The 17,192-nt window shown below is 61.4% G+C and carries 21 protein-coding genes and 1 tRNA gene; 8 read left to right on the plus strand and 14 right to left on the minus strand.

Annotated features, from left to right (window positions below; genetic code table 11):
• The first annotated feature begins 68 nt into the window (after positions 1 to 68).
• From AC07OV_RS20500 to AC07OV_RS20510, 3 genes are read left to right on the plus strand one after another with little or no spacing between them, the layout of a single operon-like run.
• On the plus strand, positions 69 to 1,262 hold the full coding sequence (locus tag AC07OV_RS20500) for a CaiB/BaiF CoA transferase family protein (protein ID WP_494997660.1): 1,194 nt from the start codon (positions 69 to 71) through the stop codon (positions 1,260 to 1,262).
• Positions 1,259 to 2,200, plus strand: coding sequence for a hydroxymethylglutaryl-CoA lyase (locus AC07OV_RS20505; RefSeq protein WP_495092868.1), 942 nt, complete (start codon positions 1,259 to 1,261; stop codon positions 2,198 to 2,200). The genes AC07OV_RS20500 and AC07OV_RS20505 overlap by 4 nt, the downstream gene beginning before the upstream one ends.
• 59 nt (positions 2,201 to 2,259) lie before the next feature.
• A complete protein-coding gene (locus tag AC07OV_RS20510; RefSeq protein ID WP_494997662.1) occupies positions 2,260 to 3,591 on the plus strand; it encodes an MFS transporter in 1,332 nt (443 codons plus the stop codon).
• On the opposite strand, the gene AC07OV_RS20515 is transcribed toward AC07OV_RS20510, so the two are convergent.
• Positions 3,592 to 4,080 carry a DMT family transporter gene (locus AC07OV_RS20515; protein WP_457409610.1) on the minus strand — a complete coding sequence of 163 codons (489 nt, stop codon included), beginning with the start codon at positions 4,078 to 4,080 and terminating at the stop codon, positions 3,592 to 3,594.
• A gap of 77 nt (positions 4,081 to 4,157) precedes the next feature.
• On the opposite strand from AC07OV_RS20515, the gene AC07OV_RS20520 reads away from it, so the two are divergent.
• The 3 genes from AC07OV_RS20520 (at position 4,158) to AC07OV_RS20530 (ending at position 6,540) form a co-directional block, all read left to right on the plus strand.
• On the plus strand, positions 4,158 to 5,072 hold the full coding sequence (locus AC07OV_RS20520) for a LysR family transcriptional regulator (RefSeq protein WP_494997663.1): 915 nt from the start codon (positions 4,158 to 4,160) through the stop codon (positions 5,070 to 5,072).
• A gap of 178 nt (positions 5,073 to 5,250) precedes the next feature.
• Positions 5,251 to 5,892 carry a LysE family translocator gene (locus AC07OV_RS20525; RefSeq protein WP_176999214.1) on the plus strand — a complete coding sequence of 214 codons (642 nt, stop codon included), beginning with the start codon at positions 5,251 to 5,253 and terminating at the stop codon, positions 5,890 to 5,892.
• Between the two features lie 120 nt (positions 5,893 to 6,012).
• The gene (locus AC07OV_RS20530) at positions 6,013 to 6,540 is read left to right on the plus strand and encodes a DUF4142 domain-containing protein (protein ID WP_016975135.1); all 528 of its coding nucleotides are present in this window, start codon (positions 6,013 to 6,015) and stop codon (positions 6,538 to 6,540) included.
• A 54-nt stretch (positions 6,541 to 6,594) separates the two neighbouring features.
• On the opposite strand, the gene AC07OV_RS20535 is transcribed toward AC07OV_RS20530, so the two are convergent.
• From AC07OV_RS20535 to AC07OV_RS20550, 4 genes are all read right to left on the minus strand, one after another.
• A complete protein-coding gene (locus AC07OV_RS20535; RefSeq protein WP_176999213.1) occupies positions 6,595 to 7,020 on the minus strand; it encodes a low affinity iron permease family protein in 426 nt (141 codons plus the stop codon).
• 89 nt (positions 7,021 to 7,109) lie between these two features.
• Positions 7,110 to 7,610, minus strand: a complete 501-nt coding sequence (locus AC07OV_RS20540; protein ID WP_176999212.1) for a methylated-DNA--[protein]-cysteine S-methyltransferase — start codon at positions 7,608 to 7,610, stop codon at positions 7,110 to 7,112.
• A gap of 87 nt (positions 7,611 to 7,697) precedes the next feature.
• The gene (locus AC07OV_RS20545) at positions 7,698 to 8,108 is read right to left on the minus strand and encodes a type II toxin-antitoxin system HicB family antitoxin (protein WP_495092869.1); all 411 of its coding nucleotides are present in this window, start codon (positions 8,106 to 8,108) and stop codon (positions 7,698 to 7,700) included.
• Positions 8,109 to 8,234: 126 nt separating this feature from the next.
• Positions 8,235 to 9,128: a LysR family transcriptional regulator gene (locus AC07OV_RS20550; RefSeq protein ID WP_495092870.1), complete on the minus strand. Its 894-nt coding sequence runs from the start codon at positions 9,126 to 9,128 to the stop codon at positions 8,235 to 8,237.
• Positions 9,129 to 9,223: 95 nt separating this feature from the next.
• Here AC07OV_RS20550 and AC07OV_RS20555 point away from each other — a divergent pair, with 95 nt between their 5' ends.
• Both AC07OV_RS20555 and AC07OV_RS20560 read left to right on the plus strand, forming a co-directional pair.
• Positions 9,224 to 10,387, plus strand: coding sequence for an MFS transporter (locus AC07OV_RS20555; protein WP_494997664.1), 1,164 nt, complete (start codon positions 9,224 to 9,226; stop codon positions 10,385 to 10,387).
• A complete protein-coding gene (locus AC07OV_RS20560) occupies positions 10,384 to 11,568 on the plus strand; it encodes an MFS transporter (RefSeq protein WP_494997665.1) in 1,185 nt (394 codons plus the stop codon). Before AC07OV_RS20555 ends, AC07OV_RS20560 begins: the two co-directional genes overlap by 4 nt.
• Here AC07OV_RS20560 and AC07OV_RS20565 read toward each other — a convergent pair.
• The 9 genes from AC07OV_RS20565 to AC07OV_RS20605 form a co-directional block, all read right to left on the minus strand.
• On the minus strand, positions 11,556 to 11,861 hold the full coding sequence (locus AC07OV_RS20565; RefSeq protein ID WP_494997666.1) for an addiction module antidote protein: 306 nt from the start codon (positions 11,859 to 11,861) through the stop codon (positions 11,556 to 11,558). The genes AC07OV_RS20560 and AC07OV_RS20565 overlap by 13 nt on opposite strands.
• Before the next feature lie 2 nt (positions 11,862 to 11,863).
• Positions 11,864 to 12,157 carry a type II toxin-antitoxin system RelE/ParE family toxin gene (locus tag AC07OV_RS20570; RefSeq protein ID WP_494997667.1) on the minus strand — a complete coding sequence of 98 codons (294 nt, stop codon included), beginning with the start codon at positions 12,155 to 12,157 and terminating at the stop codon, positions 11,864 to 11,866.
• Between the two features lie 273 nt (positions 12,158 to 12,430).
• A complete protein-coding gene (locus AC07OV_RS20575) occupies positions 12,431 to 12,736 on the minus strand; it encodes a DUF6482 family protein (protein ID WP_495092871.1) in 306 nt (101 codons plus the stop codon).
• A gap of 23 nt (positions 12,737 to 12,759) precedes the next feature.
• Positions 12,760 to 13,284 carry a DUF3833 domain-containing protein gene (locus AC07OV_RS20580; RefSeq protein WP_495092872.1) on the minus strand — a complete coding sequence of 175 codons (525 nt, stop codon included), beginning with the start codon at positions 13,282 to 13,284 and terminating at the stop codon, positions 12,760 to 12,762.
• Between the two features lie 195 nt (positions 13,285 to 13,479).
• Positions 13,480 to 13,553: transfer RNA gene (locus AC07OV_RS20585), tRNA-Gly, on the minus strand.
• A gap of 205 nt (positions 13,554 to 13,758) precedes the next feature.
• Complete coding sequence (locus AC07OV_RS20590) at positions 13,759 to 14,643, minus strand: alpha/beta fold hydrolase (RefSeq protein ID WP_494997670.1); 885 nt, start codon at positions 14,641 to 14,643, stop codon at positions 13,759 to 13,761.
• A gap of 304 nt (positions 14,644 to 14,947) precedes the next feature.
• Positions 14,948 to 15,640 (minus strand): 16S rRNA pseudouridine(516) synthase, encoded by a 693-nt coding sequence (locus tag AC07OV_RS20595; RefSeq protein ID WP_494997671.1) that lies wholly within the window; start codon positions 15,638 to 15,640, stop codon positions 14,948 to 14,950.
• The gene (locus AC07OV_RS20600; protein WP_495092873.1) at positions 15,640 to 15,852 is read right to left on the minus strand and encodes a cysteine-rich CWC family protein; all 213 of its coding nucleotides are present in this window, start codon (positions 15,850 to 15,852) and stop codon (positions 15,640 to 15,642) included. The genes AC07OV_RS20595 and AC07OV_RS20600 overlap by 1 nt, the downstream gene beginning before the upstream one ends.
• Before the next feature lie 47 nt (positions 15,853 to 15,899).
• Positions 15,900 to 17,192: carboxyltransferase domain-containing protein (locus AC07OV_RS20605; protein ID WP_495092874.1), on the minus strand; the 1,293-nt coding region annotated here is incomplete at its 5' end.

The following is a 17,192-nucleotide window of genomic DNA, read 5'->3' on the forward strand; positions in this document are numbered from 1 at the left end:
CGGTTGGATTTCTCCTGGCGCTGCCCTCTAGTCTTGGCCCCACATTCCAAGAACAAGAGGTACACCCCATGACGGCTCCCCTGAGCGGTATCAAGGTGATCGAGATCGGCACCCTGATTGCCGCGCCGTTCGCCGCCCGGCTGATGGCCGAGTTTGGCGCCGAGGTGATCAAGATCGAAGCCATGGGCCAGGGCGACCCGCTTCGCAAATGGCGAAAGCTGCACGAAGGCACATCGCTGTGGTGGTACCTGCAATCGCGCAACAAGAAGTCCTTGGCCCTGGACCTCAAGTCCCCGGAAGGCCTGGACCTGATCAAGCAACTGCTTGGCGACGCCGATGTACTGATTGAAAACCTGCGCCCCGGTGGCCTGGAAAAGCTCGGCCTGGGCTGGGATGTGCTGCAGGCCATCAACCCCAAGCTGACCCTGGTGCGCATCTCTGGCTACGGCCAGACCGGCCCTTACCGCGATCGTCCTGGCTTCGGCGCCATCGGCGAGGCCATGGGCGGCATTCGCTACACCACCGGCAACCCGGATTCACCGCCTGCGCGGGTCGGGGTGAGCCTGGGCGATTCCCTGGCGTCATTGCACGGCGTGATCGGCGCGCTGATGTCGCTGCTGCGGGTCAAGACCGGGCAGGGCGACGGGCAGGTGGTCGATGTGTCCCTGGCCGAAAGCGTGTTCAACCTGATGGAAAGCCTGGTGCCCGAATACGACATGCTCGGCCATGTGCGTGAGCGCAGCGGCGGGGCGTTGCCCGGCATTGCGCCGTCCAACACCTACCTGACCGCCGACGGCGCCTATGTGGTGATCGCCGGCAACAGCGACCCGATCTACAAGCGCCTGATGGCCACCATCGGCCGCGCCGATCTGGCCGACGCGCCCGAGTTCGCCCACAACGATGGCCGCGCCGCCAAGAGCGGTCTGCTCGACGCGGCGATCACCCACTGGACCAGCAGCTTGCCCATCGACCAGGTGCTCAGCGCCCTGGAAGCTGCCGAAGTGCCGGCAGGGCGCATTTACTCCGTGGCCGATATCGTCAGCGACCCGCACTACCAGGCGCGCGACATGTTGCTCACTGCCGAGCTGCCGGGTGGTGTGTCGGTGAAAATGCCGGGCATCGTGCCCAAGCTGTCGGAAACTCCGGGCGGCGTGAACTGGCAGGGGCCGAGCCTGGGCCAGCACACCGACGATATCCTCGGCAGCCTGGGCCTGACCGGGGCCGATATCCAACGCCTGAAAACCGCGGGAGTGGTGCAATGATTACTGATTATTCCGACGCGCTGATCGTGCAGGAAGTGTCCCCGCGTGACGGCCTGCAGATCGAACCGACCTGGGTTGAAACCGCTGACAAGATCGCCCTGATCGACGGGCTGTCCCAGGCCGGATTTTCGCGGATCGAAGCCGGCTCGTTCGTTTCGCCCAAGGCCATCCCGGCGCTGCGCGATGGCGAGCAGGTGTTCCAGGGCATCACGCGCACGCCGGGTGTGATCTACGTGGCGCTGATTCCCAACCTCAAGGGCGCTCAGCGCGCCATCGAGTCCCGCGCCGATGAACTGAACCTGGTGATGTCCGCCAGCCAGACCCACAACCTGGCGAACATGCGCATGCGTTGCGAGGCGTCGTTGGCGGCGTTTGGCGACATTGTCAGCTTTGCCGCCGAGCATCCGGTGAGCCTTAACGGCAGCATCGCCACCACCTTCGGTTGCCCGTTCGAAGGCAAGATTGATGAAGACCGCGTGCTGCACATTGTCGACGCTTACCTGGCGTTGGGAATACCGGGCATCAGCCTCGCTGACACCACCGGCATGGCCAACCCGCGTCAGGTAGCGCGCTTGGTAAAACGCGTGCTGGAGCGTGTGCCCGCCAGTGACCTGACCCTGCATTTCCATAACACCCGGGGCCTGGGTCTATGCAATGTGCTGGCCGCCTATGAAGCCGGTGCCCGCCGTTTTGATGCGGCCCTTGGCGGCCTGGGTGGCTGTCCGTTCGCGCCGGGGGCATCGGGCAATATCTGCACCGAAGACTTGGTGAACCTCTGCGACGAAGTCGGCATTCCCACCGGCATCGACCTGCCGCACCTGCTGGACATGTCTCGTCGCTTGCCGGCCCTGCTGGGCCATGAATTACCCGGCCAGGTGGCCAAGGCCGGGCGCAACTGCGACCTGCATCCGCCACCGGCGTACATCGCCACGTTGTAACGCCGCACCAGACAACAAAAACAATCGGGCGCCTGTGAGCAGCCCGCTGGAGAGAAACCATGAGCACTAATACGTTAGAGGCTGGCGCGCGCACGGCTGATGAGATTGACGCGGAAAAAGCCCTGGTCAGCAAGGTCGCCTGGCGCCTGATGCCACTGATCATGGTGTGCTACCTGTTCGCGTTTTTTGACCGGATCAACATCAGCTTCGCCAAGTTCCAGCTGCAGGCCGACCTGAGCCTGAGCGACACCGCCTACGGCCTGGGGGCCGGGTTGTTTGTGGTGGGCTATGTGATCTTCGAAGTGCCCAGCAACATGATGCTGTACAAGGTCGGCGCCCGGCGCTGGATTGCGCGGATCATGATGTCCTGGGGGCTGGCCACGGCGGCCATGGTGTTTGTCACTGCCGAGTGGCAGTTCTATGCGCTGCGTTTTCTGATCGGTGCCATGGAGGCGGGTTTCGCGCCGGGCGTGCTGTATTACCTGACGCTGTGGTTTCCCCAACACTTCCGTGGACGCATCACCTCGATGCTGTTCCTGGCCTCGGCCTTTGCCGGGCTGGTAGGCGCACCGTTTTCCGGCCTGGTGCTGGAGCACCTCGACGGCGTGCTGCAAATGCGTGGCTGGCACTGGTTGTTCCTGCTTGGCGGCTTGCCGTGCATCGGCCTGGGCTTGATGGTGTTGACCCTGCTCAAGGACCGCATCGAAGACGCCCATTGGCTGACAACGGCGGAGAAGGCCTTGCTGTCGAGCCGTATCGCCAAGCATGAGCCGAACTCGCACGGCGGTTCGCTGCTGTCGGCGATCCGTATTCCCGGTTTCCTGATGCTTGGTTTTATCTACTTCCTGATCCAGGTCGCGTCCTACGGTCTCAACTTCTGGGCACCGCAGTTGATCCGCAGCGCCGGCACCCAGAGCCCGGTGATGATTGGTTTGCTCACGGCCATTCCCTATGTATGTGGTGCGATCAGCATGGTGGTGATCGGGCGCTTGTCGGACGCTACCGGCGAGCGACGCAAGTTTGTCAGCGGCCTGGTGTTGCTCGGTGCCGTGGGCTTTTTCAGCGCCGGCATCTTTGCCGACCACACCACCTTCCTGATCATCGCCCTGGGCATGTTGGGAGCCGGCATCATCGCCTCGATCCCAACCTTCTGGACCTTGCCACCCAAGCTGCTGGCCGGTGCCGGAGCAGGTGCGGCGGGCGGCATCGCGGTGATCAATACGCTGGGGCAATTCGGCGGCATCGTCAGCCCGGTGATGGTGGGGCGCATCAAGGACCTGACCGGCAGTACCACACCAGCGCTGTACGTGATCGGTGTGTGTGCGCTGTTGGCGGCGGCCCTCTTGTTGTGGGGCTTGCCGCAAAAATTGCGCACCCTCGACAAGGGCTGATCAGCCCGCCGTTGCCAAGGCTCGGGCCGGTGTGGCGCTGAACTGAATCAACGCCACGCCGCCGATCAATAACAACGCCCCCAACACGCGGGGCGTTGTCAGTTGGCGCTCCACCAGGCCGAACAGGCCGAAGTGATCGAGCAGCAGCGAGGCGAGAATTTGCCCGGCCATGGCCAGCGCGATAAACCCTGAGGCGCCCAGCTTGGGCAGCAGCATCAATGCCAGGGAAATAAAGCACACGCCGAACGCACCACCGGCCCACATCCACAGCGGCGCTTTGCTGATAAAGGCCAGGCTCGGCAAGGGCAGGCGCAGTGCCAGGATCACCGGCAGCAGCACGATGATGCTCACCAGCAAGGAGGCCAGGGTGGCCCACAACGGGTGGCCAAGCCCGCGCCCGAGGTTGGCATTGATTGCGCTCTGAAACGGCACCACCGCGCCGGCGATCACTGCCAGCACCAGCAAACCCACCCAATGCAACGTCGTCATGTCGAATCTCCCAGAGGTTTTGCTGGACTCTAAGGTATTCGTCACGCACATTTAAATTCCAAGTTCTTATGGTGAGCATGCAGCTGATGAATGATCTGCGTCGCATCGACCTCAACCTGCTGGTGATCCTCGACGCGTTGCTGACTGAGCAACATGTCACCCGCGCGGCCGAGCGTTTACACCTGAGCCAGCCGGCCGTGAGCCATGCGCTGGCGCGCTTGAGGGACTTGCTGGGCGACCCGCTGCTGGTCCGCCAGGGCGGCAGCCTGGTGCCCACGGCCCGTGCCTTGGAGCTGGCAAACCCACTGGCCGAGGCGTTGGCGCAGGTGCAGGCGCTGCTGGCGCCGAACCGGTTTGATCCGGCGTCGGCCAAGCGCCGGTTTCGGGTGGCCATGTCGGACTACAGCGCGGCGATTTTCCTGCCTGGCCTGGTGCGTACCTTGCGCCGCGAAGCACCGGGTATCGACTTGCAGATTGTCCAGGCCAGCCGTGAAGGCATGGTCGATGGCGTGCTCAATGGCGACCTTGATTTGGCCGCCGGGGTGTTCCCCGACATGCCCGCCGAATTACGCACCACGCCCTTGTTCGAAGAGCACTACACCTGCCTGGTGGACCGCAGCAGCCTGCCGGAGGACGGCTCGCTGGAGTTGGCCACTTACCTGTCGCGGCCCCATGTACTGCTGGAAATGCGCGGCAGCGGCACGCCGGAAATCGAGCGCGCCCTGAGCGCCATTCGTGAGCGGCGACATGTGGCAATCAGCCTGCCGCATTGGGGGGTGGCGCCCCAGTTGATCCAGGGCACGGACCTGATCTTGACGGTGTCGTCCCGGGGCTTGCTCAGCATCGATCACCCGGCGCTGGTGAGCGTGCCGCCGCCGTTTCATATTCCTTCGTTTGCCGTTGAACTGGCGTGGCATGCGCGGCGGGGCGGGGATTCGGGGTTGCAATGGTTGATCGAGCAGGTGCAAGGCGTCTTGTCTTACACCCCCTAACTGTAGGAGCTGGCTTGCCAGCGATTGCGCCGGGTCAGCTTGCCCACGTATTGCCTGACAGTCCCCAATCGCCGGCAAGCCGGCTCCTACAGGAGGGCGGGGTTTTTTTCAGGATTGCGCTCCTCGGCAGAACGTGCAGAATCCCATCACCTTCCAACCGTTTGTTTGAGTCGCGCCCATGACCCCATCCTTGCTGCTCGCCGTCCTTGCTTCGGGTTTTATCTACGGTATTACACCCGGCCCGGGAGTACTGGCCGTATTCGGTATTGGCGCCGCTCGTGGCCGTCGTGCCGGTGCGGGTTTTCTGTGCGGGCACTTGCTGGGGGATGTGGTGTGGTGCAGTACGGCGCTGATCGCCATTGTTGGCGCGCGGGAAGTCGGCAGCAGTGCGTTTGATGTGCTGGGCGTACTCAGTGGCCTGTACCTGTTCTGGCTCGGCTGGCGCGCGATCCGCACCCAGCGTCGCAGCAGCGATGCGCCCCAGGGGGCGGCCCGCCATCCGTTCTGGCACGGCATTCTGTTTGGCCTGACCAACCCCAAGGCTTACCCGGTGGCAGTGGCAACCTTCACGGCATTGCTGTCCAGCCGCGCCGAATTGTTGACCTGGGCGATGCTGCCTTCGCTGATCTTCCTGAGCTTTGTCGGCGGTCTGCTGGCCTACGCCATCCTCATCGGCGTAGTCGGTGCCCAGCGCGTGCGCACGGTGTACCAGCGTCATGAAATCCTGATCACCAAGCTCTGCGGCGTGATGTTCATCGGTTTCGCCATCAATGCCCTGGCACACGCGTTGCCGGGCCTGTTTGGCAGTAAACCGGCCTGATAGACCGACGACCGTTCGTCGCACTGGCGAGTTTTTTCTAAACCTTTGCCGCCCTGAAAATTCGAATTCAGGGCGGGGCGTATTCTCCCCGCACTTATTTTTGCCCTGGAGGAACCCATCATGAGCCGCATGGCTATCCGGTTACGCACCGCCAGTTTCGCGATGCTGCTGGGCCTCGGCGCCAGCAATGCTTTCGCCCAGTCGCCTGCCGAATTCATCGAGCAGGCTTCGGCCAAAGGTATGGCCGATATCGAAACCAGTCGCATGGCCCACGCCAAAACCTCGTCCCAGGAAATCAAGGACTACACCATCGAGGTGATCAACGAACGCACCCTGGCCAACCAGCATTTGGCCGCGATCGCCAAGAAGCTCGACTTGCCTGTGGCGCCCCGGGAAAAGATCGTCGACAAGGCCGAGACTTTGATGCCTGAACTCAAGGACGGTGATTCCTTCGATGCCGCCTACACTGCCCAGCAGGTCAAGGAAAACGAAGACGCCATCGCTCTGTTCAAACAGGAAGGCGCGGCGTCGGATGTGCCCGAAATAAAAGCACTGGTGGATGAGACGCTGCCCAAGCTGGAAGAGCGTCTGCAAAAAGCCCGTGCCCTCGCGTCGACCTATGGCAAAGGTCATCAAGGCGACGGTTGATCACATCACCTGACAAAAAAACGGCGGTTAGAGTTCTCTCCAACCGCCGTTTTTTTAGGCCTGGTTCAAATCGGTTTTGCTCGGCGCCGCATCATCGGCAGCCTGCCCGCAACTGCTGTTGAGGTTCACGGTGCCGGTGTTGCCGATGCTGCGGTATTCCTGGCGCAGTTTTTCCAGCTCCTTGCGGTCCAGGCCGTCCAGGCTCAACACGGCATTCTGTGCATCCTTGGAGACCCGCAGCAGCTCGTCGATCTTGATGTGCAGGATGTCGTTGTCGCGGTTCTGCGTGTTCTGGATCAGGAACACCATCAGGAAGGTGATGATGGTGGTCGAGGTGTTGATGATCAGCTGCCACGTGTCGTTGTAATGGAAATACGGCCCGCTCAGGCTCCACGCCAGAATCAACACCACCGCCGCGTAGAACGTGCGGGGGCTGCCTGCCCAGCGGGACAGGGATTGCGACACTGCGGAGAATTTCATGACCGTGATTCCTTGAACAAGGGGGTGATGAAAGTATGGACCGCAGGGTCGTTCTGAAATTTCTTTTTACATTTGGGTCGGAGGGTTTCTCAGAACGCCCAGCGCGCCTGGCCTGTACCTTCCAGCGCGAGTAGATATTGCTTGGCTTCCAGCCCTCCGGCAAAACCGGTGAGTTCGCCTGAAGCGCCGATGACCCGATGGCAGGGCGCGATGATCGAGATGGGGTTGCGCCCATTGGCCGCCCCGACCGCACGCACGGCCTTCGGGTTGCCGATCTGCCGGGCGATGTCGCTGTAGCTGCGGGTTTCGCCGAAGGGAATGGTCAACAACGCCTGCCAGACCTGCTTCTGAAAATCGGTGCCGGTGAAGTCCAGTTCGAGTTCGAAATGGTTGCGCGTGCCGGCAAAATACTCCTTCAACTGACGCTGGGTTTCCAGCAGCACCGGGCTGTCATTGGCTTCGTGCAAATCCCCCAGGCGCACGCGGTTGGGCCGGTCTTTTTCCCACAGGATGGCGTTGAGTTTGCCGTCGCGTGCCACCAGGGTGAGCTGGCCGACGGGGGAGGGCATGAGCGTGTAGTGGAATAGCATGGTCGGGCTCCTGGGTGAGGTGTCGTTGCAGTCTAGGGCGACGGGCACATCGGCAAACTACGTTTCTTGCGGTTGAATTCGGCCCGGTCAGTTGGCCTGCTGGAGCACCTTGAGCGCAGCCGAAGCGAGGAAGCCCGAGCGGCTTTTTTCTTCGGGGTGGTGCAGTACATATTCATCAATGCGGTTGAGCAGATAACCCGGCAGCGTGATGTTGAGCTTCTGTGCCTTGCCCAGGTACTTGGTGACATCAATGTCTACGACAGCCCAAGTGCATCCCGCGTATTGCGGGTTGGCGGCATGCAAGGTGACTTTTTGCGCGGTGGGAATCGGTGCGCCATCTTCGGCAAGGATTTCGAAGTGCCCTTCGATTGCTTCGCGAGCCATGGCCATGGCGTTGTCCAGGTCGTCACCCGCCGAGTAGCAGCCAGGGATGTCCGGTACTTCCACGCCCCATGCGTGGTCGTCGTCGCCGGTTGAAATTGCGATGGGGTAAAGCATCATTGAACCCTCAAAAGGGTACTTACTATAACCACCAAAACCCGGTAATCAACGCGACAGTATCCATTCATATTGAACGAACTTTCCGAAAAAAGCGTATGAGCGTTTTGTGGCGCTTTTAATGCGCTAACGAGGTTGTGTCGCTTCATTTATTACGTTCATAAAAGCTTGTATCAATAAGCTTTGTTCCTGATTTCGGGTAAGCACCAACAACTGCGCACACGCATCCACCTCCACCAACGGCCTGTATGTCACGCCCTTGTTCATCAAGCTCTGCGTACAGGCCGGCACCAGTGCCACGCCTTGCTCAGCCGCCACCAGCGCAATGATCGAGGTGATCTGCCGCCCGGTCGGCCCTGGGTGCAGGGGCTGGCCGTGATGGCGGTAAAGCTGTTCGATGGACTGGTTCAGCCCAGAGCCATAATCGGCAGGAAACAGGATCAAGGGATAGGCACTGAGTTGCGCCAGGCTGACTGCATCAAGATCGGCCAGCGGGCTGTCCTTGGACACTGCCGCTACCAGGCGTTCCTCACCCAGGGACAACGCCTGGACCTCGTCGCCCTGGGGCAGCAGGCGGCTCAAGCCAATGTCCAATCGGCCATCTGCGACCTGAGCACCCAGGCTGCCGGATGCGCACTCCACCAGGGTCAGTTGCACGTCCGGGAAGCGCTGGGCAAACGCCTGGATGGCGTGGCTGAACAGGTCCGACAAGGCGATCGAGCTGACATAGCCCAACGCCAACTGCCCGGCTGTGCCTGCCGCGAGCTTGCCGGCGATCACCTGCGCCAGCTCCACTTGCTCCAGCACACCGCGCGCGTAGGGCAGAAATGATCGGCCTTGCGCGGTGAGGGTCACCGTGCGGCTGGTGCGATCAAACAGTTTGAAACCCAGCTCGGTTTCCAGCGCGGAAATCTGTCGCGTCAGCGGCGGCTGGGCGAGGTGCAGGCGAAGGGCGGCGCGGCCGAAGTGCAATTCTTCGGCGACCGTCAGAAAGTACCGCAGCTTGCGTAGGTCGAGCATCCTGGCCCCAGGGTATTGATCGGTCCGAATTCGGTATTGGTTCAGCACCTGCCCGCCATTCTATAAAGACCTCACAAAATAAAACGAGGGGTTTCATGAAACTGCACCTGCATTGTGCCCGCCTGGCCCTGTTCCTCTGTGGCTGCGCGGCGTTTCTCAACCTCTATGCCACCCAGAGCATCCTCCAAGTGTTTGCCGCGCAGTTTGATATCGGCGCCAGGGCGGCGGGGTGGAGCATTACCGTCACCACCTTGGCCGTGGCGATCACCGCGCCCTTTGTCAGCTGCCTGACCGGCCGTTTCGAGCAGCGAACGGTGATCAGCGTGGCGGCGTTGCTGCTGGCGGTGCCAGCGCTGATGACCGCCAATGCCGACAGCTTTTCCGAAGTGCTGGTGTGGCGATTTGTCGAAGGCATGCTGATTCCGATGGTGTTTGCCACCAGCGTGGCTTACATCGGCGACCGCTGGCGCGGCGGCACTGTGACGGAGGTCACCAGCCTGTATGTGGCGGGCACCGTATTGGGTGGGTTTGCCGGGCGTTTCGTGACCGGCGTGATGACCGAATACGTGGGCTGGCGCGAGGCTTTTGAATTGCTGGCAGTGCTGAGCCTGATGGTGGGCGGGTTCATTCAGTTCCTGCTGCCGCCCAGTCGTTCTCGGCCTGTGCAGGTCAACGCGTCGGTTTCGAGTGTTTTTCGCAGGCCGCTGTTGGCTGCCTATGCCGTCGGTTTTTGCGTGCTGTTCTCCCAAGTTGCCGCCTTTACCTACGCAGGTCTGTACCTTGGCCTACCGCCGTTCAACCTGGGGCCTGCCGCATTGGGCACGCTTTACATGGTGTTCTTGCTGGCGCTGATCGTGATCCCCATCGCCGGCCGTCTCAGCAAGGCCCGGCCCCATGCTGAACTGCTGAGCATCGCCGCCGTGCTGGGCGTCGTCGGCTCAGCCCTGACCCTGGCGCCATCCTTGTGGTGCATCGTGTTGGGCCTGGCCCTCAGTTCGACCGGTGTGTTCCTGGCGCAGGCGGCGGCGAATGCCTTTACCACCGCCACTGCGCGCGACAACAAGGCCGGCGCGGTGGGCGTGTACCTGACCTGCTATTACCTGGGCGGCAGTTGCGGCGCCATCGTCCCGGCATTGATCTGGGAACGTTGGGGCTGGGCGGGCTGCGTGGTGCTGATAATCACCTTTCAACTGTTGACCCTGCTGATCGCCCTGACCGGCTGGAAGCCCCCCAAATCTGAACCGATCCCAACACCATGACCCTGACTGCCCGCGAAATAATCACCCGCCGTCGCCACCTGGTCGCCAGCTGCGGCGCCCATGCCGTGCACGATGGTCTCACCGATGTGATCTACGTGTTGTTGCCGATCTGGCAAGCGCAGTTCGCCTTGTCCTACGCTCAGATCGGGCTATTACGCGGCGCCTATTCCGGGATGATGGCGGTGTTCCAACTGATGGCAAGCCGAGCCGCCAGGCGCTGGGGCCGCGTACCGTTGCTGGTGGGCGGGACTGCGCTGGCCGGGGTTGCCTACTTGCTCGTTGGGCAAGCTACGGGACTGGTCATGCTGCTCCTGGCGTTGCTGTTGGGCGGCCTGGGCGCCAGTACCCAACATCCACTGGCTTCCTCGATGATCACCGATGCCTACGAAGACGGCGGGGGCGTGAAGCAGGCCTTGTCCCAGTACAACTTTTCCGGCGATATCGGCAAGACCTTGGTGCCCGGCCTGGTTGGCCTGCTGCTGACGGTGATCAGTTGGCGCGCCAGCGCCACGTTGCTGGGCGTGCTGGGGCTCGCATCGGCCGGGTTACTGTGGTGGTTGATTCCCCGTCAGCCGCGCATCGCCACAGCCCCGGTGGCCGCCAAGCTTCATGCCGGAGCCGGCTCTGTTACGGGCCTGCGGGCCTTGATCGTTCTGGGCACCCTCGACAGCGCAGTGCGCATGGGCTTCCTCACGTTCTTGCCGTTCCTGTTGCAAACCAAAGGCGCTGGCACCGCCGGCATCGGCCTGGCCCTGACCCTGCTGTTTATCGGCGGTGCGTTCGGCAAGTTGTTCTGTGGTTACCTGGGCGCGCGCATCGGCATGATGAGGACCGTGTGGCTGACGGAAACCAGCACGGCCGCGCTGATCGTTATGGCGGTGTACCTGCCGCTGGAGGGCTTGATGCTGATGCTGCCGCTGCTCGGCCTGGTGCTCAATGGCACGTCTTCGGTGCTGTACGGCGCCGTGCCCGACCTGGCCGGCGCGGGTAAGCGGGAGCAGGCGTTTGCGCTGTTCTACACCGGCACCATCGGCGGCGGAGCGCTGGCGCCGGTGGTGTTTGGTGGCGTGGGGGATGCGCTGGGCGTGCCGGTGGCGGTGATGGTGTTGGCGGGGGTGTTGTCGGTGACGTTGCCGTTGGCGTGGGTGGTGCAGCAGGGTTGCACCTCTCAAGAGGGTTGATGGGTGCAATGACCAGGCCGAGCCAATAGGTCAATGCCGAGTGAGTGAAGCACCTTGAGCACCGTTTCAAAGCGAGGTTTCGCGCCAGGGGCAAATGCCTTGTACAAACTCTCGCGGCCCACGCCCGCGTCTGTAGCGATTTTCGTCATTCCACGGGCCTTGGCCACGTATCCGATGGCTCGAAGAAACTCTTCGTTGTCGCCGTCTGCAAGCACCTGAGAGAGGTATTCGCTGATCGCTTCGTCACTGTCGAGCAGTGCAGCCATATCAAATGTCGTCAGTGTTTGAGTCATTATCACACCTCTTTTGCTAATTTCTTTGCTCGCCGGATATCGGCATCTTGTGAAGATTTATCGCCGCCTGCCAGCAATATGACGATCTCCCCGCCTCGCAAGGTGAAATACACGCGATAGCCCACACCCACGTCTATCCGCATTTCTGAAATACCGCCACCCATCGTCTTGATATCGCCCAGGTTACCCCGACTGGCTCTTTCGATACGCCGAGCAATGGCGATTTTTGCTCGCAGGTCGCGTATCGCTGAGTGCCAGTGCGTGAACGTTTGTGTTTGCTGGATCAAATAGTTCAAAGAGCCTCACAGGAATTCAATGTATCCATATGGATACGAGCTGGCAAGAGAAATGACTGTGTCGAAGGCGGGGGAGAATGATGCGAGGGGCGTGTCGGTTTCAAACGTTCTTCAGGGGTTTCCTATTGCCAAAAGTTGCAGTAGGAACGGGAGAGTTGGAGCGTTTTAAAGTCTTGCGCCAACACCTAGGAAGCGATCGCCGGCGCGGGCCCTATGACCGGCGAGTTTGTCGAAAACCTGCCCAACTAGCGTCGCTAACTGACTGCAGCGCATCTAAAGGGGCGACGTCAGCGAAAACGGAATGCGCATTGCACCGATGGGCCCTTCACGTGTACCGCACATTTCGTCGTGCACACAGTGCTGCACCAGCACACAGGGAAACGGCGGCACCCGTTTCAACAGGCCGCGCAAATGTGTGGTGGAGCCAATACGCAGTGGCTTGGTATCATCGTCCATCAGTGTCGCCTCGGCATGCTCCAGCCTGACACGCGCAATGTAGAAACCTCCCTCGAGAGACAGCAGTTCCAATTCGCGTATCTCACCGTTCACGGCCAGTTCGGTCAGCCTATGCAGATTCATGATTCACCTTCGCTGTGGGTCACTTATTGGCGACGAAAGAACAGCGTGACCTGGCCCCATTCGACGCCGAACTTGGTCATGCTGGAACGGTTGATCAAGGTGTCGTCGTCCATCAAATACATCCAGTCATCAAAGCTGACTTCGTAGACCGAGCCGTCCACTGGCAGGTTCAGCCGGTAGCGCCAACGCAGTGCGTTACCCGACACTTCACCCAGCGCCTCGCCGACCACATCACCGGCACGCCCTCGCCAGCGTCCCGGGCCATCCGGCGTCAGCGTCCACACCCGTTGCTGGCGCGTGCCATCGCTGTACAGGAAGCGTTCGTCAAGAATCAACGCGTTGTCTTCGCGGCGGCTGGCGATAGTGACCTCAAAGCGTTTGGCCACTTCCCCCGAGCGCTTCTGGAAAATCCCCCACGCCTTGACGGGCTTGCTGAAGAATCGCACCAGGTCCAATTGCGGCTGCTGGTCCGCGTAGTGCTCCACCCCTACGTTGCCGCAACTGCTCACACTCAATACCAACAACAATGAAACCAATAGACGTGTCATTGCCCGGCTCCGTGTTCACGCGCGGCGAAGCGCCAACGCCAATCTTGATACTTGTACAGAAATTTTGATTTGTACAGGTTTTGCATGGCGAATAGCCGATACATCAAATCGCGCCCATAAAAAAACCGGCCACCAAGGACCGGTTTTTTACGCATCCTCCGTCAAGATCAATCTGACAGAGGCGCACTATCTGAGTGGAGCGGGTAGAGGGAATCGAACCCTCGTCGGAAGCTTGGGAAGCTACTGTTCTACCATTAAACTATACCCGCTCAGAGCGGCTGACTTTGTACCAGATGTTTGCCTGGATTTGAAGTTTTTCTTCAAAAATGTGTGGGTTACAGGTGCAGAGGCTGACTTGTCTGCGATACCGGCACTTCTGTGTGTCAGTCACACTTCGGTGATGCTATCGCAGGCAAGCCAGCTCCCACATGAGCCCAGTTCCTGCATAACCAGGTAACTCTCCGATACTGCATTTCAGATTGCAAAGGCATGCTGCGTCTGGCCCTGGTGGTAGCGCAAGCGACTGACCGGGCGCTGTTGTTTCAGGAAACCGACGACTGCGTCCCGGCTGTCCCGGCACGCCGCCTTGTGCTCCATGTCCAGGAAATGCCCGGTGGCCTGGATGGTGCTGAAGCTGCTGTTGGTCACATGCTGGCCAAACAGCTTGGCGTCCTGGGCGCTGGTGTACTCGTCCCATTCACCGTTCAGGAACAGCACCGGGATGTCGATCTGCTTGGCCGCCCTGAGGTAGCACAGGCGATCGCTGTTGAGCACGTGGCTGATGTGAAAGTGCATCTGCCCATACTCATGCTCGGCCAGGCTGCTCACGTGCTTGTAGTTGAACCGCTTGAACAGCGACGGCAGGTGTTTGCCGATGGTGCTGTTGACCAGGTGCCCGACGCGGTCGCGGTCGAGGTTGCCGAGGTAGTCGACCCCACGCTCCAGGTAGTCGCGCATGGGCGCGTTGATCACCGGGGAGAACGAACTGATCACCGCCTTCTCGACACGGCGTGGCCGGTGGGCGAGGGCGACCAGGGTGGCGGCGCCGCCCCAGGAAAATGACAGTACGTGTTCAGCGGCGAAGTGGTCGATGAGTTCCAGCAGGATCTGGCCTTCGACTTCCTTCGTCAGCATCTGCTCATGACGGTTATGGATCTTGGAGCGGCCAGCGTAGGGCTGGTCGTACAAAACCACATTGAACTGCGGGTACAGGCTTTTCACGGTTTGGGCGAAGGATGCCGTGGTGGCCATCGAGCCGTTGACCAGGATGATGGTCTTTTCAGCAGCGTCCGCGCGATAGAACTCCGTGTAAACCCGATACTGACCCTGTATATCCAACACAGCGATTTCTGGCCTCATGTCGTAAGACTCCTGGCAAGCGGGTAGGGCGCGCAGATCACTCTGCACGAGCTTTGTGACAGGTAGGCATACGCCTGGAAAAGGTGGGCCCATGTCGATCCGATGACGGCTGGCCGACGGGTGTTGTTATGGCGGGCTGTTTGCCTGAGAGGCCCGTAGATCAAGCGCGGGCGTGGCAAGGTGTCTCTTGGAGGTTATGGGTGACTCGCCAGTCATCATTTGGCTGACGGTTTGATTCAAGCAGCAGACCCGGGATGTCGCAAGTCACACAAATGGGTTTTTGCCATCACCGGCCGAACGGTCATCAGACCTGTCGGATTTCGTCGTCGGTCAGTGCCCGGTACTCGCCTGGCGCCAGGGCGGCGTCCAGTTCCAGCGGCCCCATGCGCTCACGGTGCAGGCCGATCACCTTGTTATCAAAGTGCCCGAACATGCGCTTCACCTGGTGATAACGGCCTTCGATAATGCTAAGCCGCGCTGTGGTCGGCCCCAGCACCTCCAGCTCGGCGGGCTGGGTGGTGAGGTCTTCGAAGGCGAAATACAGGCCTTTGACGAATGTCTCAGCGTACTCGGCGCCGATGGTCTGTTCGGTCTCGACGAGGTAGACCTTGGGCAGCTTGGTCTGGGGCTGGGTCAGGCGGCGCGACCATTGGCCGTCATTGGTGATGACCATCAGACCGGTGGTGTTGAAATCCAGACGACCGGCAATGTGCAGCTCATCCTTATCCGGCTCATCGAGCCAATCCAGCACCGTCGGGTGTTGCGGGTCCGACGTGGCGCTCACACAGCCCTGGGGTTTGTGCAGCATGAAATACCGCGCTGGCTTACCCGCCTGCAGCACCTCATCGCCCACGCACACCCGGCTGAATGCCCGCACCTCATGGTGAGGATCGCTGACCACTGCGCCATCCACCGTCACCCGCCGTTCCACCAACAGCAGGCGGACTTGCTTGCGATTGAAACGCGGCAGATTGCTGAGGAACCGATCAACGCGCATTACGAGTGCTCGGCCCCGCGTAACTGTGCGTCCACCTGGGCACAGCGCGGGCACAGGCACGCTTTATTGCGCAGTTCGTCGGGCAACGCTTCAAGCACCGCAGGGTCGATGGTGACGCTGTAGCACCAGCACGCCTGGTCGGCCGTGCGTGGGTCGGCCAGGGTGCAATCGTTGCGGGCGCCGCAGGCCGGGCAGAGGCTGGGTGTGGTCATGGGGGTATCGTGCAGGACGGTTCAGAGCCTGCACGATACAGCGCCGGTCAGTCCCGTTCCAGTACCACGACCCGTTGGCCGGCGCCGATGCCACTGCCCGGTTGCACCGGGATTTCCCGTACCACGCCGGCAAACGGCGCCAGCACCGGGATCTCCATTTTCATCGACTCCAGAATCACCAGCACATCCCCCGCCGACACGCGCTCACCTGTCACCACCTGAACCTGCCAGAGGTTGCCCGCGATAGGGCTGTCGATGCTGTGCTCGTTGGCCTGCAACGGTGTGTCCGCAGCCTGCGGTGCCGCCAGTTCCTCGCTGTCGAAATGCGCCTGGCCGCTGGCGATCCAGCGTTCGCGCTCGGCGTTGAACGCCTGCTGCTGTTGCGCGCGAAACGCGTCGATGCCCGAGGCTTCGCACGCCAAAAAGGCCTGGTAATCCGCCAGGTTCAACTGGCTCTGCTCGATAGTCAGGTCATAGCGCCCCAGCGGGAAGTCGCGACGAATGCGCAGCAACTCCTCAGCACTCACCGGGTAAAACCGGATCTGGTCAAAGAAGCGCAACAACCACGGCTTGCCGTCGAACGCCGCCACTTCTCGATAGCGGTTCCACATCTGCAAGGTGCGCCCGACAAACTGGTAACCCCCCGGGCCTTCCATGCCATACACACACAAATAGGCGCCGCCGATGCCCACCGAGTTTTCCGCCGTCCAGGTGCGCGCCGGGTTGTACTTGGTGGTCACCAAACGATGGCGCGGATCCAGCGGCGTGGCCACGGGCGCGCCGAGGTAAACGTCGCCCAGGCCCATCACCAGGTAGCTGGCATCGAACACCGTGTGGCGCACTTCATCGAGATTGGCCAGGTCATTGATGCGGCGGATGAACTCCAGGTTGCTCGGGCACCACGGCGCATCCTTGCGCACGGTGGTCATGTATTTTTCGATGGCCAGCTGGCACGCCGGGTCGTCCCACGACAGTGGCAGGTGCACGATGCGCGACGGCACCTGCAGGTTTTGCGTGGCGCACACGGCGGTCCATTCGCTGGCGATTAGCGTGAGCAACTCGGCCAGGGGCAGTTGCTCGGGTTGGTAGTGGATTTGCAGCGAGCGGATGCCGGGCGTCAGGTCGATCACGCCATGCAGGGCACGGGCTTCCAGCGCTTGCATCAAGGCGTGGGCGCGGAAGCGCAGCACCAGGTCCAGTTCGGGCGCGCCGATTTCCAGCAGCAGGTGCGTGTCGCCGGCGAGGCGCGCGACCAGGCGAGTGCTGCCTTCACCCCTATCGAGCACCACAGGAGACCTGTAGGAGCCCGGCTTGCCGGCGATGGCGCCCTTGAGCATGTC

The sequence above is a fragment of the Pseudomonas sp. GW821-FHT09A09 genome (assembly GCF_059418405.1).

Bases quoted from the DNA above. Each gene is read 5' to 3' on its own strand.
- AC07OV_RS20500 (WP_494997660.1), top strand. From the start codon at position 69: ATGACGGCTCCCCTGAGCGGTATCAAGGTGATCGAGATCGGCACCCTG.
- AC07OV_RS20505 (WP_495092868.1), top strand. From the start codon at position 1,259: ATGATTACTGATTATTCCGACGCGCTGATCGTGCAGGAAGTGTCCCCG.
- AC07OV_RS20510 (WP_494997662.1), top strand. From the start codon at position 2,260: ATGAGCACTAATACGTTAGAGGCTGGCGCGCGCACGGCTGATGAGATT.
- AC07OV_RS20515 (WP_457409610.1), bottom strand. From the start codon at position 4,080: ATGACGACGTTGCATTGGGTGGGTTTGCTGGTGCTGGCAGTGATCGCC.
- AC07OV_RS20520 (WP_494997663.1), top strand. From the start codon at position 4,158: ATGCAGCTGATGAATGATCTGCGTCGCATCGACCTCAACCTGCTGGTG.
- AC07OV_RS20525 (WP_176999214.1), top strand. From the start codon at position 5,251: ATGACCCCATCCTTGCTGCTCGCCGTCCTTGCTTCGGGTTTTATCTAC.
- AC07OV_RS20530 (WP_016975135.1), top strand. From the start codon at position 6,013: ATGAGCCGCATGGCTATCCGGTTACGCACCGCCAGTTTCGCGATGCTG.
- AC07OV_RS20535 (WP_176999213.1), bottom strand. From the start codon at position 7,020: ATGAAATTCTCCGCAGTGTCGCAATCCCTGTCCCGCTGGGCAGGCAGC.
- AC07OV_RS20540 (WP_176999212.1), bottom strand. From the start codon at position 7,610: ATGCTATTCCACTACACGCTCATGCCCTCCCCCGTCGGCCAGCTCACC.
- AC07OV_RS20545 (WP_495092869.1), bottom strand. From the start codon at position 8,108: ATGCTTTACCCCATCGCAATTTCAACCGGCGACGACGACCACGCATGG.
- AC07OV_RS20550 (WP_495092870.1), bottom strand. From the start codon at position 9,128: ATGCTCGACCTACGCAAGCTGCGGTACTTTCTGACGGTCGCCGAAGAA.
- AC07OV_RS20555 (WP_494997664.1), top strand. From the start codon at position 9,224: ATGAAACTGCACCTGCATTGTGCCCGCCTGGCCCTGTTCCTCTGTGGC.
- AC07OV_RS20560 (WP_494997665.1), top strand. From the start codon at position 10,384: ATGACCCTGACTGCCCGCGAAATAATCACCCGCCGTCGCCACCTGGTC.
- AC07OV_RS20565 (WP_494997666.1), bottom strand. From the start codon at position 11,861: ATGACTCAAACACTGACGACATTTGATATGGCTGCACTGCTCGACAGT.
- AC07OV_RS20575 (WP_495092871.1), bottom strand. From the start codon at position 12,736: ATGAATCTGCATAGGCTGACCGAACTGGCCGTGAACGGTGAGATACGC.
- AC07OV_RS20580 (WP_495092872.1), bottom strand. From the start codon at position 13,284: ATGACACGTCTATTGGTTTCATTGTTGTTGGTATTGAGTGTGAGCAGT.
- AC07OV_RS20590 (WP_494997670.1), bottom strand. From the start codon at position 14,643: ATGAGGCCAGAAATCGCTGTGTTGGATATACAGGGTCAGTATCGGGTT.
- AC07OV_RS20595 (WP_494997671.1), bottom strand. From the start codon at position 15,640: ATGCGCGTTGATCGGTTCCTCAGCAATCTGCCGCGTTTCAATCGCAAG.
- AC07OV_RS20600 (WP_495092873.1), bottom strand. From the start codon at position 15,852: ATGACCACACCCAGCCTCTGCCCGGCCTGCGGCGCCCGCAACGATTGC.